Below are 14143 nucleotides of genomic sequence, written 5' to 3' on the forward strand. Positions count from 1 at the left end.
GTCCATTTACCAGCAAGGAGTCAACCAATGGCCCGTAAAACCGCCGTTCAAGCCGCCGAAGACCAAATCAAGGACCAGGCCTTCAGCGAACTTCAGGCGCTGATCGAAGAGTCGGAAAAACTGCTCAAGAGCAGTGCCTCGCTGGTCGGCGAGGAAGCGGAGACCCTGCGCGGGCAAATCGCCCAGAAATTGCAGCAGGCGCTGGATTCGGTCACCAGCGTGCGTGACCGCACCAAACCGGCGGTGGACGCCACCGAGAGCTACATCGGCGGGCACCCGTGGCAGACCGTGGCGATCTCCGCCGGTTTCGGTCTGGTGGTCGGATTGCTGCTCGGTCGCCGCTGAGCGCGAACAAAAAAAGGCGAGCCAACAGGCTCGCCTTTTTCATGTCCGGCAAAACGTTATTCGCCCGCCAGTTCACGCAACTGCGCCAAGGTCTGTTGATCCAGTTCGATGCCCTTGGCCAATGACTTTGCACGCTGCACATGCCGGCGATCCCCCGGCAGTCGCTTGAGTCCGACCCCGTGCATCTGCCGCACAAGTTCCCGACTGCGTTCGGCAAAGCTTTGCCCGGCGGTCTTGCTCGGGTCGATCACGATCAGCAACTGGCCGGTCCACGGGGTCTTGGCTCCCGGATGATTCTTCCAGTCGAATTCGAACGAGAAATTGCCGCCGGTCAGCGCGGCGGCGAGCAGCTCGACCATCATCGACAGCGCTGAGCCTTTGTGCCCGCCAAACGGCAGCAACGCGCCGCCTTCCAGAATCGCCTTCGGGTCGCAGGTAGGCTGGCCGAGGCTGTCGACACCCATGCCCGCCGGCAGCTTCTCGCCCTTGCGCGCGGCGATCTGCACGTCGCCATGGGCGATGGCGCTGGTGGCCAGGTCGAACACGATCGGCGCACCGTCGGCCCGTGGTGCGGCAAAGGCGATCGGGTTGGTGCCGAACAATGGCCGGTCGGCGCCGTGCGGCACCACGCAGGTCATGCTGTTGACCACGCTCAGCGCGACCAGCCCTTCGTCGGCAAAGGGTTCGACATCCGGCCACAGTGCTGCGAAGTGATGGGAGTTGCGGATCGCCAATACGGCGATCCCGGCACTGCGGGCTTTTTCCACCAGCAGCGCACGTGCCGCCGCCAGCGCAGGTTGAGCAAAACCGTTGCCGGCATCGACGCTGACGAACCCTGAAGCCACGTCCTCGACCTTCGGCACGGCCTTGCCGTTGACCCAGCCGCTATTGAGCGTCGAGACATAACCGGGAATCCGGAAAACCCCATGACTGTGAGCACCGTCCCGCTCGGCGTTGGCGCAATTGGCGGCCAGCGTTCTGGCGACTTCGGACGAGGTACCGTGACGGGTGAAAATCGTTTCCAGCAGTTGAGTCAACTCGTCCAGGGACACCGTGGACGAAACCGCATGATCGTGTGGCGCAGACATCTGAAGCTCCAGAGTAATTATTGGAGGGAACAACAGCGTACGAACAACTTGCGATCCGATTTACCACGCCAGACCTGTCGCCTGTCAACCCTGCGGCAGGTCACTGGAACGCGGTAACTATGTAATACCTGCGGCCCCACTCCTCTTTCTACTCTTCGGTCCCGACCTACCGGCCCCTACAACAGCCTTCATTCGAGACTTGCCAATGCCCAACCCTCTTGCCCCCCTGCTGTTTCCTGAAGTTTTCTACGCCTCGGGCCTATGGCACACGCTGGGGAAAAAACACGGCCTGACGGAAAGGGACTTCCGATGGCTGGCTCATACAAGACTGACCAGCGCTACGTTGCGCAAACAGCAAACGCCTGCGATGTCTGCAGAGCGCATTTTGCTCCATGTTGCCGAACGTGCGCCGATACCGTTGCCTGGCAGTTTTGTCCTCAGCGCCACGCCAGACGATGAAGGCCACATCCTCTATACCCCTTATGGCGGCCTGAAGAAATTTGAAAACCGTGCTGCCTTGAAAGCGCGGCTCGAAGATTCCCTCAACGACACTGTTTCTCAAGAGGATCTGCTGGCATTTCTGGCACTCTCCGAGCGCAAGCGGTTGCAGGAAGGCGGGCCCGTCTCCATCACATTTACGCTCATCGAAGGCGATGTGTTCGAGGAACTGGGCGCGGCTCTGGATCAAGCCGGTTTTCACAATACTCGAGCGCTGAACGATGAGCTCGAACGCCTGCCTTCATTGACACAGGTACTCGAAAGTGTGCTGAACGGTTTGCTCAGACCTCACTTCGGGACTCTGCAGCAATCGCAGACGCGCGTCAGTTTTTACACCGACTCAAATGCTGGTGAGGATTCCGAAGGACAAGGCAGGCACTGGCTCGAATCCATGAGCCTGAGCGAAGCAGTGCTGATGCTCTATCGTCATCAGCGCTGGCCAAACGCCCAGTCCCGCGAGTACCACAACCCGGGAAGAAAAGCGCAACCCGACGATCAGGAGCATTGGGAGAATGCCGTTACGGCTGCATCGGGCAAACTCACAGTCTTTCTGTTCAGACAGCTGGAACAATACTGGGACGCACCTTCGGCAGATGGATCGATGCGCCGCACTTTTTTTGCCCAAGCGCTTGAAGACCGGGCGCGCGCCGAGCTGATGATCAAACGTGAAACCCACATCATTGATTCCACGCAATTCGATACGCTGCATCAGCTCATTCGCCCCGCCACCACGGCCGTACGCTTACCCACTTTCGAAAGCGTTCGCCTGTGGGAGCGCCAGGCCAACTACGTCGAGCTGGCAGGTTCGTTGATGATCAACGCAACCGAAGCCTTCCTCTACACGCCGAATCTAGGCCTGCAAACGCTCAAGGACTACGACGACCTGAAGGACACCCTGCAGGCAAAATTTCTGGCACGCGGGCATGAAGACGAACTTTACGCCCTGTTGAACCTGGAAGAGCGCAGCCGCTTTCTTGGTTTCCGTGAACCTCATGTTTCAGGCGAGCGTCTGGCCGGGGACATTTTCAAAGTCCTGTTCGAGGCAATCATTACCAAACAACGGCAAAACATCGAGTACGCCTTGCAGGTCTACCGCTGCAGCGATGGCGCGGTCAATCTTCATGCACTGTTCGACAAGGCGCTGGATATCCGCCCGATGATTCATGAGCAGTTGTCGAGGCTTGATGCGCAGGGCCGCTGGACAACGCAACCCGTGCTCACCGGCAACGCCACACCCTCAGTAGTACTGGCCGACAAGGCTGCTGCGGCCATCAAGACTTACAGCGACATCGAAAGCGAAGTTGTCAGTATGCTTACGCTGCAGCCCATGAAAACTCCCGCGTTACAGCGCACCTATCTGGAAGGCTTGAAGCCACAGCTGGCGCACGCCTGGTATGTGGGAGTCAACGCTGAAGCGAAACTGCGGATGATGAACAGCTCACTGAGTCGATCGCTGCAAGACATGATCGCGACCGTCATCGATTCTGCTCATCCGACTCCGGCGCAACGGCTGCCACTCAATGGTTTCAGACCCGACGCCTTTGCACTCAGCCTGACGTGCCCCGACTCGGTAAACCTGTTGCCTCTGGATCATTGCCTGCTCATCACGGAGCGCGGCGGGCTTGATCCCCGGCACTCGGGCCGGGCCGTTTTGTGGACGCCGGCGTTCGGACTGGAAGTATTCGATAACGTCACCCTGGCGCAGCGGGAGCTGAACCGACGCCTGGGTGACCCTATCCGGCGCCTGTCGCTGCTGGAAAACGTTCGACCGACGCAGACAAGGTTTCATCAGCACTACGAACTGGGATCGTTGCAGTTGATCAGGAACAACGTGTTGCACCATCAGATGCAGTCGACCATCGACCACTACCTCGATTGTTGCGAACAGGTACGCTCACGCATCACAGACCCCACAGGACGATTGAAACGCTTGAGCGGACTGAGTCAAGTACCGCTGACTCGCCACTTGCAACTGGCGGGTCAACATGCGCGGGCCATTCAAAGACAACAGACGCTTCCCTCCTGGCTCGGCATGGCACCCGTCAAGGAACAACAGCTGCACATCGAGCTGCTCGAACAATGGCGCCACAGTGTTCAAGAGGATGGGGACTATCTCGCTGGCGTACCTTCACTGCAAAACTACGTAAACCAGACATTGACCTCGCTGCTCGAAGCTCGTTTTCCCGATAACAAACTCGATCCGGTGCAGATTGAAATCACGCCGTCCCTGACGCTGGCCGGCCCCGGGCGGAGTCTGGTGGAACATGCCCTGAACCACATCAATATCGCTCAGGGAACCGGTTTTACGGTGACGTCGAAAACGGATGAGGCACTGCCTGCCGGTCTCGATCCAAAGTCTGTCACTCAGTTATTGTTGTCGCTGGCAATTCCCGAGACTTTTGCTCGCCAGGTAGACGATGCCTTGTCGAGTGCTCCGTCTGGAACCCGTACGGCCAAGGAGCGGTTCCTGCGCCAGGTTCCGTGGCAACTTTTGCAGCAAAGCCACGCGTTGAAACTCCAGCAACACTTGTCCGACGCCGGGTTCGGTTTCATTCGTCAGGTGCTGGATATGCCCGACGCGCTAGCCCGCACTGCCGTAACCGGGGCTCACGCCATTGCCTATCCGCTGTCACTGATCAAGACGGCCGGCGCTGCTGCCGTGAACGCACTGGGCATGTACATTTTCGGCCCGGGCGCCGGCCATACGGGGCCGAGGGTGCTCTACTCGCCTTATGCCGAGCGGTTCTTTCACGAATTTGAGGATGACGACGCTCTGATCGCAGCACTCAATACACCGGGGGCCCTTCAGGATTTACTGGTCAGACGATTGCCGGAATCTCAGAGATCCCTGTTCATCAGCCTGCTGGAGACGACTTTCGGAGAAAGGAGCGAAATGACGCTGAATGTCAGCTCGATTGCCGGCAACTTTCTCGAACATCTGTTCAACGACAACGTCGAGTTGCTGAAACAACTCCTGAGTTCGCAGAACAATCCTGATGGCCAGTCCGACTGGGAGGCTGCGCTGGGTGTGTTCAGTGATGGCCTCAGGCAGGTTTCCCGAATGGCTCAAGGAAAAATCGACTTTCTGCACTTTCTGTGGAGTAGCTTTGAACATATCCAGGGCGCAGAAGAGGCGTTGCAAAACCATCACTGGAAAAAGGCCATGGATTCCTTCATCCATGGCGCGCTGGACATGGTCGAAATTGCCCTGATACCGGAGATGGCGGCGGAGTCCTCGGTAGCGGCGCCTTTGAACGAAGTGCTTGTCGCGCCAAGCCTTGGCGAGATTGATCTGACCGCCCCGCTTCGTACTGCATTGCGACCCTTTGAAGGGACTTCAGTATCGCTGAAGGATCTTGAATACAGTTCCAAAGAAGGCATCTACAGGCATCCGTCCAGCAACCGCCACTACGCGGCTTGCGCCGGAAAGGTCTATCAAGTCGTTAAAAATGGGGCGAGCTGGGTATTGAAGGGGCAGGATCAGCAAGGACCTGCATTGGTGAAAACCGCAAACGCCCTGGTCGTCGACCCGCATCGGATTGTTCACTTCGGCAAAACCCTGTCGAGAATGTATAAAAGCCAATCCTATTCGCGAATGCGGCGTTCGATGATGAACATCGAGGCACGGGGAATGGCGGAGATTCGCAGCAGGCATCCGGAAAAAGCCCGAATGCTGGTCCAAGCCATCGACCTGGCCCGCTTCTACGCCTTCAATTGCCTGCACAATCTCACACTTCACAAGACGGTAACGTTGAGTGATCGAGTGCAGGCGTTTCTCGAAGATCTTTTTGACATCGACAACATTACCGACGGTGTTGTTTCGAAAATCGCGAAGATCATCGAACCCCTTTGCAAGGCACTGGTCACGGAAGATGAGGATCTGATGAACAGCGACCGCTTTATCGTAGGTTCCAATCGCCTCTTTGACGATGTCATCGCCTTTGTATTCGACGGCGACAAAAGTATGAAAGTGCATTTCACCGAGCACTTCTTTGATCAGCAACTGGATCACTACCTGCCTCACATCAGCAAAACGTTCGATCTCAATGGCCATGCGCGGGCCTCAACGCTGATTCATGAGTTCGCCCACCAGTTCAGCAAGGCGCTCGACATTGTGACTTTTCGCGCACGCGAACCTTTTTCAGACCTGATCCTGACGGATACGCCCAGAGGAACACTGCTGCAGAATGATCTTGAAGGAGAACAACGGACGGCACTTTCTCTGCAGACGCCACGCGCTCAGTTGTTTGCGACACTGGATGTGAGTACAAGAAACTGGATGGGCTTCGATCGCGACCAGGACATGGCGACGATCTACGCCGAGGTTCTCAAGATGACGGGGGGCCGAACCCTGCAGGAAGCACGCGACGCCTTTTGCGATCAAGGATCCCCGGAGGTACGCATCGATGTGATTCTGCGTAATGCCGACGCTATAGCTCGACTGATTTGCGAAATCGGTCGCCGACTCGATCCGGTGCCATAAGCCTGACAAAAAGCGCAGGTTGCTGAACCTGCGCTTTTTAGCGCGCCTGGCAGCTGAGAAAACTCAGTCTTTCTGATCACGCAATACATTGCCCGAGGCGCCATCGATGCGGAACTCGTAGACAACGCCATCGGCTTTGCGCCCTTCCCCCTTCCAATAGCCGTTGTTATCGGCCTCGATTTCATACACCTCGACATACCCGGCCTTGGTCTTGACGATTTCAATGGCCTTTTCGATCGTGATCCAGCCGGCACCCGGCCGGTCAGCCATTGCAGCGCCAGCGCTGAGCAAACCAACGGTGGCAAACAGGGCAGCACAGGTTTTTTTGATCATTTTTTCACTCCATTTGTGGATAGTGTTCAACGGACGTCCTGGTTTTTTGGGCGCTTGCGTGAAAAATAAGTTCCACTTTGATGGGCAATTGCCATGACGGATGTTCTCGGCGCCTCGCCCTCAAGGTTAGAATGCAGCAAATCAGGACGAGTCAATGACCCAGAACCCCCTTTCAGAAGACGAATACGATGCGATCACCGATGCCGCCGCGCATTGGTGCATGCGTCTGCACGCCGTCGACTGCACTACTGAAGAGCGGCTCGCGTTCGAACAATGGCGCGATGCTCATCCACTTCACGCATTCGAATATGAGGCCATGCTGGAGATCTGGGACGTTGCCGAGCATTTGCCACGCCCTGAACCCGCCGCCGTTGTGCCAATCCGCCCTCCCGTCAAATCATGGCGCCGGTACGCTGTAGCAGCTTCTGTCTGTGCGCTGGCATTGCCACTGGCGGCCTGGACCGGATGGAATATGGGCTGGCTGCCCAACAGCTATCAGCATTTCGCTGCCACTGACAACGTGCATCACGTCACCCTGGGTGACGGCAGCCAGGTAGAGTTGAACCTCAACACCGAACTGACCTACAGCAACTACAAGGATGAGCGTCGCGTCACCCTGAAAAAGGGTGAGGCGTTCTTCGAAGTCACCCATGACTTGAGTCATCCGTTCGTTGTCAGGGCCGCCGAAGGCAAGATTCGCGTCACCGGCACCCGCTTCAATGTCTGGATGTATGAAGATCAGGTGAAAGTGAACCTGATCGAGGGCTCCGTTCTGGTGACCAGCAATGCCCGGCTGCCCGGAGACGGCTTGCGTCTGGGACCCTCGATGCAAGCCCGCTACAAGCACGGCGACTACATCCCGCAGATCAGCCAGACCTACGCCAATGACACTTCGCTGGCCTGGCGCAGCGGCAAACTGGTGCTCGACAATCTGTCGTTGAACGAGGCCTTGCCGCAGATCAACCGATACCTGGACAAACCCCTGATGCTCGCCGACAACTCGACGGGCGCGATCCGGGTGGGTGGCATCTACAACATCAGGGAGCTGAACAGCTTCGCCAGCTCGCTGCCCAAAGTCCTGCCGGTGTTTCTGACGCGCAACAAGGACGGCAACCCGGTGATCAACCCGATGCCGCAACAGCCGGCAAAAAACTGAAGGCCGTTCCCGTGAGGGAGCGGCCTTCGTCTGTTGCGATCATTGCGGTGCTACGACAACGGGTTAGTGCGCCGCTACTTTCCCCGCTTTTTCAAGATCATCACGCACGGTCTGAACCTGATACTGCGGATCGGCCTTGATCTGCTGCTCGGTGAACGGCAACACACTCCATTGCTTCTTCGAGAAGGCTTCGGTCTGATCCCGGGAATATTTCGACGCCGGGTCACTGGACAGCGAGAACGCGAGCAGACCCTGAGCATGCGGTCCTTTCTCGTCGAACGTCACGACTTGCAAATAGCTGGTGCCGCTGACCACTTCCAGTTTGCCGTCTTCACGCGGGACGCTCTGAATCGCGTTGTAAATACCCAACGTCCCCGGCCCGCCATGAATCGGCGTTTGTTGGCCACCGCTGCTGACCACCTGCACATCACCCCAACGGGTTTTGTCGGTCAGCCCCATCTTCGCGGCCGTCTCGGCCGACGCCAGCATGGCCTCACGCAAGGCCTTGGCGACTTTAGGTTTTTCAACGGCCAGCCCGCGTGGCGTGTTCTGCGCATCCTTTGGATCGAAGGTCACACGCCAGACATCCGGTGACGTCTGCAACGCGCGCATGATGTTCTGGAAATGCACCAGCCCCATGCCCGATTCCAGATTCGCCCGGCCATCCCAAGCTTTCAGACTGGAGCACACCGACTTCAGCGCGGCTTCGGCAACCGGCTGCGACTCGCAAAATTTCAGCAGATCCGGCACTACCTGAGTTGCCAGAAACACCTGATCATCCATCACCATGTGTTGCAGGTCTTGCACCGACAGCGGACCTTTTTTGTTCAGGGTCGCCAGACGATCCAGCGCAAAACGCGAGCGCAATCCCAGTGGCTGGCCTTCCTGACTGATCAGCGGTGAGAACCCGGTCAACGGTTGCGCCGGGTTGGCCAGCCACGCGGAATCGTTGGAGTGCTGTACGAAGTCCTTGCGCAGCAGTTGCGGTAATTGGGCGGAAGCGTAAATGCCCTTTTGCGCAGCCTGCGGATCGATATCCCAGGCACAGGCGCTGTTGGAGCCGTCGAGCACGATCATTTGCAGCCCGACACGCGGGTCGCTGCACTTGGCCAGTTTTTCCGCGCTGACGTTCGGCACCACTGACAGGTTCATGTAAAGCGTCTGTCCCTTGTCATCCACGGCCAGGGTGTTGACCCAAGGGATGCCTTGAATTGTGTGCACCGAATCCTGCAAGTCCTTGAGATTGGCGGCGCGGTTCATCGCATACCACTGTTTCAGCACCCGGTCGTTGTCCAGGTTCGCATCGCGCAGGCTGTAGGCGTACTGGTTGTCCCAGTCGAGCTTGCCCGGCCACTGCACGATCGGGCCGAACTGCGAGCTGTAGATCTCGCGCGAAACCGGCACTACCTGTCCGTTCGCCTGTTTGACCTGAACCGTGACCGTCTGCTTGCTCATCGGCAAGGACTGGCCATCCAGCAAATAACGGGTTGGATCTTTCGGATCGAGTTGAAGGCGATACAAAGTGAAGTGCTTGGAGGAGTCGACAGTGTGCGTCCAGGCCAGGTGCTGATTGAAGCCGATGTTGATCATCGGCAAGCCCGGCAACGCAGCGCCCATCACATCAAGCTTGCCGGGAATGGTCAGGTGCATCTGATAGAACCGCATGCCGCCAACCCAAGGGAAATGCGGGTTGGCCAGCAGCATTCCACGGCCGTTGAACGAGCGCTCGCTGCCGACGGCAACGGCATTGCTGCCACGGTCGAGCGCAAAACGTTGCAGGCGCGTATCCGCCAATTGATAAGCGCGGGCATCGCTGTCGATTCGCGCGGTGGCCTGCGGTGGCGTAGCGCCCGCCAGCGCTTCGGCGAACTGACCGACACCGCCCTCGACCAGCAGACGACGGGTGAGTTTTACCAGGTCCTCCGCCGCGATATCGCGGACCCATTCCCCTTGGCACTGTTGTGGCAATCCCTGCTGGCGACGCTCGGCCAGATAACGGTTGTAGCCGGCGGCATAACCTTCCACCAACTCACGCACCTCCACCGGCTGCGCCTGCCAGAAGGCACCTACTGCTTGCGGGGTATTGAGCCACTTGAAAAACAGATCGCTGACGCGATTCTCACGCTCTTCGACCGTCAATTGTTCCGGTCCGAAATAACGCGAACGCTCAGCGTTGACCGTCACGATCTCGTTGGCCAGCAGGCACAAATTGTCCTGCGCATAGGCATAACCGATGCCGAAACCAAGACCGCGTTCGTTTTCCGCGCGGATGTGCGGTACGCCAAATCCTGTACGACGGATGTCGGCGCCGGTCTGGCCGGATGGACTGAACGCCTGCACCGACAGGCTCAGCCCGAGAAACATGCCGGCAAGGGTCAATCCGGTTAATTGCCTGGAAATAGTCACGCTCGCTCCTGATCGAAATACCCGGGAACGGATCGCGCGCCGTGTTCGAACACGTCTGCACTGCGGCTCCGCCCTGAAATCACCCACGCGTCCACGCGCAATGAGCCTTTCCAGAAAACGAAACCGACGAAAAAAATTTAGTCGGCCGCAGACCCGTTTCGAGCCGCAATCACGGAGAAAGGACAAATCGACGACAAATTTTCTACATTTTTCGCTTCATGATTTGTCGGGCTGAAACGTCTTGTTTAGAGAGAGCACGAAAAACCTTTCCTGATCAGGCTCTGAAAAGGAGTAATCGCATGTACAACCCGCAACTACCATCGGACGGTAGCCAGCCACCACAAGGAGCTTCCATGGGTTCGCACGCCGGCGTATTCGGACAACGGATCGAGCGCCATGGCAATGAGCGCATCCGGTTGCTGCTCAAGAGCTTCGGCCTGCGCACCAGTCTGATACGGCTGAAAGTCATCGACGCCCTGCTGGTCGCCGCCGAGGACGACCGTCGCCTGGGCGTTCGTGGCGTACACAGCCAGTTGCTGGATCTGGACATTCCACTGTCCTTTCTCAGCGTGCGGGAAGTTTTGAAGCGCCTGTGCGCCGAAGGCGTGATCACCTTCAACGCCGACAAGAGCTACACCCTGCATCCACAGGCTGCCGCCGTGCTCAACAGCGATTGACGCGTCCGGCATACGCCGTCAAGGCTTGACCTTGCGGCGCATCACACCATTGATCACCACGACAACCACCGCCACACCGATGGCGATGTACTGGAATGTCTGTTCACTGATCTTTCCGGCATTCTGCAGCCAGGACAGACCAAGCATGATTGCCAATACCGCGAGGGCGATCAAAATCGAATATATCAAGCGTTGTTTATGGGTCATTACAGGTTCCTGAACCGTTGGAATGTATCGGGTTTGTATCGAAGTCGATGCCATGCGCTTACCGTTTCACGGGGATGCGCCGCGGTAAACGGGGTCTCATGTTACAGCCGATCAAGAGCTTTGGCTTCAAGCGGCTTAAACCATGAGGATCTTTGAAATGCTGCGTCGAATCACCTGGCTGATTCCTGTCCTTGCACTGCTCACCCTGAGCGGCTGCATCATCTTTCCCCACGGCGGCTGGCATGGCGACCATCGCCACTATGCGCCGCAGGGTCCGGGTTATTACTACCATCGCTAGACCCTGTCACTGAAGGGACACCCGCGTGCGCCCAATCAAATGCAACAACTGATTTAGTGTCAGCAAAAATGCCCACAGGATTGTGGGCATTTTTCTTAGGACTCGATGGGTAATGTTGTCAGGCATTTCGCCTTCAAAAGTAGGCATCCGCACCTGAGCAACATCATGAAAACCCGCGTCATAGTCCGTCACAGCAGTGACGTAGGAACCTTCTGACCCCGCCTCTACCCTTTGCGCTCCCTCTCGAACCCTGTGGAAGCGTATGCAAAGAACACTCGTCAAACTCTCACCCCGGTCCACCCTAGGCTTCTGTCTGGCCCTCGTGCTGTTTGAATGGCTGACCTATATGGCCAGCGACCTGGTCATGCCGGCCATGCTCACCGTGACACAGGACCTGCAGGCCGACGTTCGCCATATTCCCAACGCCTTCAATCTTTACCTGATCGGAGGCGTCTGCCTGCAATGGCTGATCGGGCCGCTTTCCGACCGTTTTGGCCGTCGGCCGCTGTTGCTGGCCGGTTGCGCGCTGTTCGGCGCAACGTGTGCAGCGACAACGCTGGCGCCCGATATTGAAGTCTTCAACGCGTTAAGGCTTGTGCAAGGTATGGGGCTGGGGTTTGTGGTGGCTGTCAGCTATCCCGCGCTTCAGGAAGTGTTCTGCGAAGCTGATGCGGTTCGCCTCATGGCGCTGCTCGGCAATGTCGCACTGCTTTCGCCCTTGATCGGGCCCTTGCTTGGCAGTCTGCTGCTGGAATGGCTCAGTTGGCGCGAACTGTTCCTCGGCCTGGGCCTGGCTGGCGGACTTGCATGGATCGGACTGTATGCCTGCATGCCTGAAACGATCGGGGTGGTCCGTCGGGATGGTAGCCAGCACGCACCGATTGCCTTTTCCCTCCGCCAGATCAGTACGCGCTACCTTGCTCTGCTGCGCAACCGGACATTTCTCGGGACTTGCGTCGCACTTGGCCTGATGAGCCTGCCATTGATCGCCTGGATCGGCCTTGCACCACTGTTGCTGATCCAGTCGCTGGGCCTGACAACCCGGGAATATGCCCTGTGGCAGATTCCAGTCTTCTCGGCGGTCATGGCCGGTAATCTGATCCTCGACCGACTGCTGGCCACACGTGAACTGCCGCAATTGATTCGCCTGGCGTTGTGGCCGTTTTGCCTGGGTCTGCTGACCCTGGTGGTGGCCGCGATGACAAGCCTCCCCCTCATCGCAGTGATTGCCGGCCTCGCGCTATACGCCGTGGGCCTGGGCATGAGTAACGCTGCGTTATACCGGCTGGCGCTGTTTTGCAGCGATGACGGCAAAGGCCTGGTTTCCTCCGCTATCGGCATGATTTCGATTGCCGTGATGGGCATCGGCGGTTGGTTGATTGCCGCCATCGGCGGTGGTCTGCGTCTCGAATTCTTCGCCCTTTGGGCCGCCCTCGGCGGCCTGCTCAGCCTGCCCCTGCTTAACCGGTTTCTACCTGCTCCGGCAGCGGCGACCGTTCAACATAATGATAAGGACGTCTGATGTTCCATTTCCCCAAAAGCGATGCGCTGTGCGCGTTGACGCAACCCTATTGTCCGGATTTCGTACCGGACGGTCTGTTCAACCAGGCCATGGCCGAGATCAGCCGATTCCACAGCCTTCACACCCCAGGCTACGAGCACTGGCTGAAGGCTAACGGGCTGACCGTGGACAACCTAGACAGTCTCGACGACTGGTCCCGTCTGCCGCCCATATTCGCGAGCTTTTTCAAGCAGCAACAGTTGCTCAGCGCCACGGGTAAAACCGCAATCGAGCTGACATCTTCGGGCACCAGCGGTCAGAAAAGCCGCATGCGCTACGACGAGCGCAGTCTGGGGGCTGCCCAGTACATGGTCGAACGCATTTTCCACCACTATGACTGGGTCACCCCGCATACGCCCTGCAACTATTTACTTCTGAGCTATGAGCCTGAGGGGGCGATCAGCCTGGGAACCTCCTTTACCGACCAGTTTCTGTGCCGGTTCGCGCCGGCCAATCGAGTGGCTTATGCCCTGCGCCGTACCGGCAGCGGCCATGCATTCGACGGCTTTGGCGTCATCGCTGCGCTGCAATCCTTTGCCGAAGAAGGCCTGCCGGTGCGAATTTTCGGCTTCCCTGCTTTTCTCTGGCAGACCCTGCAACGCATGCAGGCCACCGGGGTGGCAGACCTGCAACTGGCGCCGGGCTCGCTGGCACTCTTCGGGGGTGGCTGGAAAACCCATGCGGCTCAAGAAATCCCTCGTCAACAACTGTACGAACACATCCACCGACAACTGGGCCTTGAGACCTCCCGCTGCCGGGACGGTTACGGCGCGGTCGAACACCCGGTGCCTTACCTCGAATGTGCTCACCATCATTTCCATGTTCCCGTCTATTCGAAGGTATTTGTGCGCAATCCATCCGACTCCACAGTATTTCCGTATGGCCGTCAGGGCTTGCTGAGCTTTGTCTCGCCTTACATTTCGTCGAGTCCGGCACATGCGGTGGTCATGAGCGATCTCGCCACCCTGCATCCAGGCGCCAGCTGTGGCTGTGGTCTGTCCACAGACTGGTTCGAACTGCACGGCCGCGCCGCCACCACCGCTGGCCGTAGCTGTGCCATGGCCGCCTCTGAACTGCTGGGGAAGCACTGA

11 protein-coding genes are annotated in these 14143 nt (G+C 58.1%); 7 read left to right on the forward strand and 4 right to left on the reverse strand.

The genetic code is table 11. The annotated features are described in order from the left end of the window. Positions 1-27: 27 nt before the first annotated feature. Positions 28-345: a YqjD family protein gene (locus tag CAF63_RS05945; protein WP_007957537.1), complete on the forward strand. Its 318-nt coding sequence runs from the start codon at positions 28-30 to the stop codon at positions 343-345. 56 nt (positions 346-401) lie between these two features. Here CAF63_RS05945 and CAF63_RS05950 read toward each other — a convergent pair whose 3' ends face one another. Then, on the reverse strand, positions 402-1433 hold the full coding sequence (locus CAF63_RS05950) for an Ldh family oxidoreductase (protein ID WP_085683786.1): 1032 nt from the start codon (positions 1431-1433) through the stop codon (positions 402-404). 205 nt (positions 1434-1638) lie between these two features. On the opposite strand from CAF63_RS05950, the gene CAF63_RS05955 reads away from it, so the two are divergent. Continuing rightward, positions 1639-6414 carry a dermonecrotic toxin domain-containing protein gene (locus CAF63_RS05955; RefSeq protein ID WP_085683787.1) on the forward strand — a complete coding sequence of 1592 codons (4776 nt, stop codon included), beginning with the start codon at positions 1639-1641 and terminating at the stop codon, positions 6412-6414. A 63-nt stretch (positions 6415-6477) separates the two neighbouring features. Here CAF63_RS05955 and CAF63_RS05960 read toward each other — a convergent pair whose 3' ends face one another. After that, positions 6478-6747: a PepSY domain-containing protein gene (locus CAF63_RS05960; protein WP_085683788.1), complete on the reverse strand. Its 270-nt coding sequence runs from the start codon at positions 6745-6747 to the stop codon at positions 6478-6480. Positions 6748-6901: 154 nt separating this feature from the next. On the opposite strand from CAF63_RS05960, the gene CAF63_RS05965 reads away from it, so the two are divergent. Further along, positions 6902-7903 (forward strand): FecR family protein, encoded by a 1002-nt coding sequence (locus CAF63_RS05965; protein ID WP_085683789.1) that lies wholly within the window; start codon positions 6902-6904, stop codon positions 7901-7903. 63 nt (positions 7904-7966) lie between these two features. Here CAF63_RS05965 and CAF63_RS05970 read toward each other — a convergent pair whose 3' ends face one another. Next, positions 7967-10309 carry an acylase gene (locus CAF63_RS05970; protein WP_085683790.1) on the reverse strand — a complete coding sequence of 781 codons (2343 nt, stop codon included), beginning with the start codon at positions 10307-10309 and terminating at the stop codon, positions 7967-7969. A 299-nt stretch (positions 10310-10608) separates the two neighbouring features. Here CAF63_RS05970 and CAF63_RS05975 point away from each other — a divergent pair, with 299 nt between their 5' ends. Beyond that, positions 10609-10986: a fe2+ zn2+ uptake regulation protein gene (locus tag CAF63_RS05975; RefSeq protein ID WP_085683791.1), complete on the forward strand. Its 378-nt coding sequence runs from the start codon at positions 10609-10611 to the stop codon at positions 10984-10986. A gap of 18 nt (positions 10987-11004) precedes the next feature. On the opposite strand, the gene CAF63_RS05980 is transcribed toward CAF63_RS05975, so the two are convergent. Then, positions 11005-11193: a hypothetical protein gene (locus CAF63_RS05980; protein ID WP_085683792.1), complete on the reverse strand. Its 189-nt coding sequence runs from the start codon at positions 11191-11193 to the stop codon at positions 11005-11007. Between the two features lie 157 nt (positions 11194-11350). Here CAF63_RS05980 and CAF63_RS28795 point away from each other — a divergent pair, with 157 nt between their 5' ends. From CAF63_RS28795 to CAF63_RS05990, 3 genes are all read left to right on the forward strand, one after another. Next, positions 11351-11491 carry a hypothetical protein gene (locus tag CAF63_RS28795; protein ID WP_178081266.1) on the forward strand — a complete coding sequence of 47 codons (141 nt, stop codon included), beginning with the start codon at positions 11351-11353 and terminating at the stop codon, positions 11489-11491. Between the two features lie 262 nt (positions 11492-11753). After that, the gene (locus CAF63_RS05985) at positions 11754-13013 is read left to right on the forward strand and encodes an MFS transporter (RefSeq protein ID WP_085683793.1); all 1260 of its coding nucleotides are present in this window, start codon (positions 11754-11756) and stop codon (positions 13011-13013) included. Beyond that, the gene (locus CAF63_RS05990) at positions 13013-14143 is read left to right on the forward strand and encodes an acyl-protein synthase (RefSeq protein ID WP_085683794.1); all 1131 of its coding nucleotides are present in this window, start codon (positions 13013-13015) and stop codon (positions 14141-14143) included. The genes CAF63_RS05985 and CAF63_RS05990 overlap by 1 nt, the downstream gene beginning before the upstream one ends.

The sequence above is a fragment of the Pseudomonas sp. B20(2017) genome, from assembly GCF_002113125.1.
GTDB lineage: Bacteria > Pseudomonadota > Gammaproteobacteria > Pseudomonadales > Pseudomonadaceae > Aquipseudomonas.

Coding starts and splice junctions, on each gene's coding strand:
- CAF63_RS05945 (WP_007957537.1), top strand. CDS start 28: ATGGCCCGTAAAACCGCCGTTCAAGCCGCCGAAGACCAAATCAAGGAC.
- CAF63_RS05950 (WP_085683786.1), bottom strand. CDS start 1,433: ATGTCTGCGCCACACGATCATGCGGTTTCGTCCACGGTGTCCCTGGAC.
- CAF63_RS05955 (WP_085683787.1), top strand. CDS start 1,639: ATGCCCAACCCTCTTGCCCCCCTGCTGTTTCCTGAAGTTTTCTACGCC.
- CAF63_RS05960 (WP_085683788.1), bottom strand. CDS start 6,747: ATGATCAAAAAAACCTGTGCTGCCCTGTTTGCCACCGTTGGTTTGCTC.
- CAF63_RS05965 (WP_085683789.1), top strand. CDS start 6,902: ATGACCCAGAACCCCCTTTCAGAAGACGAATACGATGCGATCACCGAT.
- CAF63_RS05975 (WP_085683791.1), top strand. CDS start 10,609: ATGTACAACCCGCAACTACCATCGGACGGTAGCCAGCCACCACAAGGA.
- CAF63_RS05980 (WP_085683792.1), bottom strand. CDS start 11,193: ATGACCCATAAACAACGCTTGATATATTCGATTTTGATCGCCCTCGCG.
- CAF63_RS28795 (WP_178081266.1), top strand. CDS start 11,351: ATGCTGCGTCGAATCACCTGGCTGATTCCTGTCCTTGCACTGCTCACC.
- CAF63_RS05985 (WP_085683793.1), top strand. CDS start 11,754: ATGCAAAGAACACTCGTCAAACTCTCACCCCGGTCCACCCTAGGCTTC.
- CAF63_RS05990 (WP_085683794.1), top strand. CDS start 13,013: ATGTTCCATTTCCCCAAAAGCGATGCGCTGTGCGCGTTGACGCAACCC.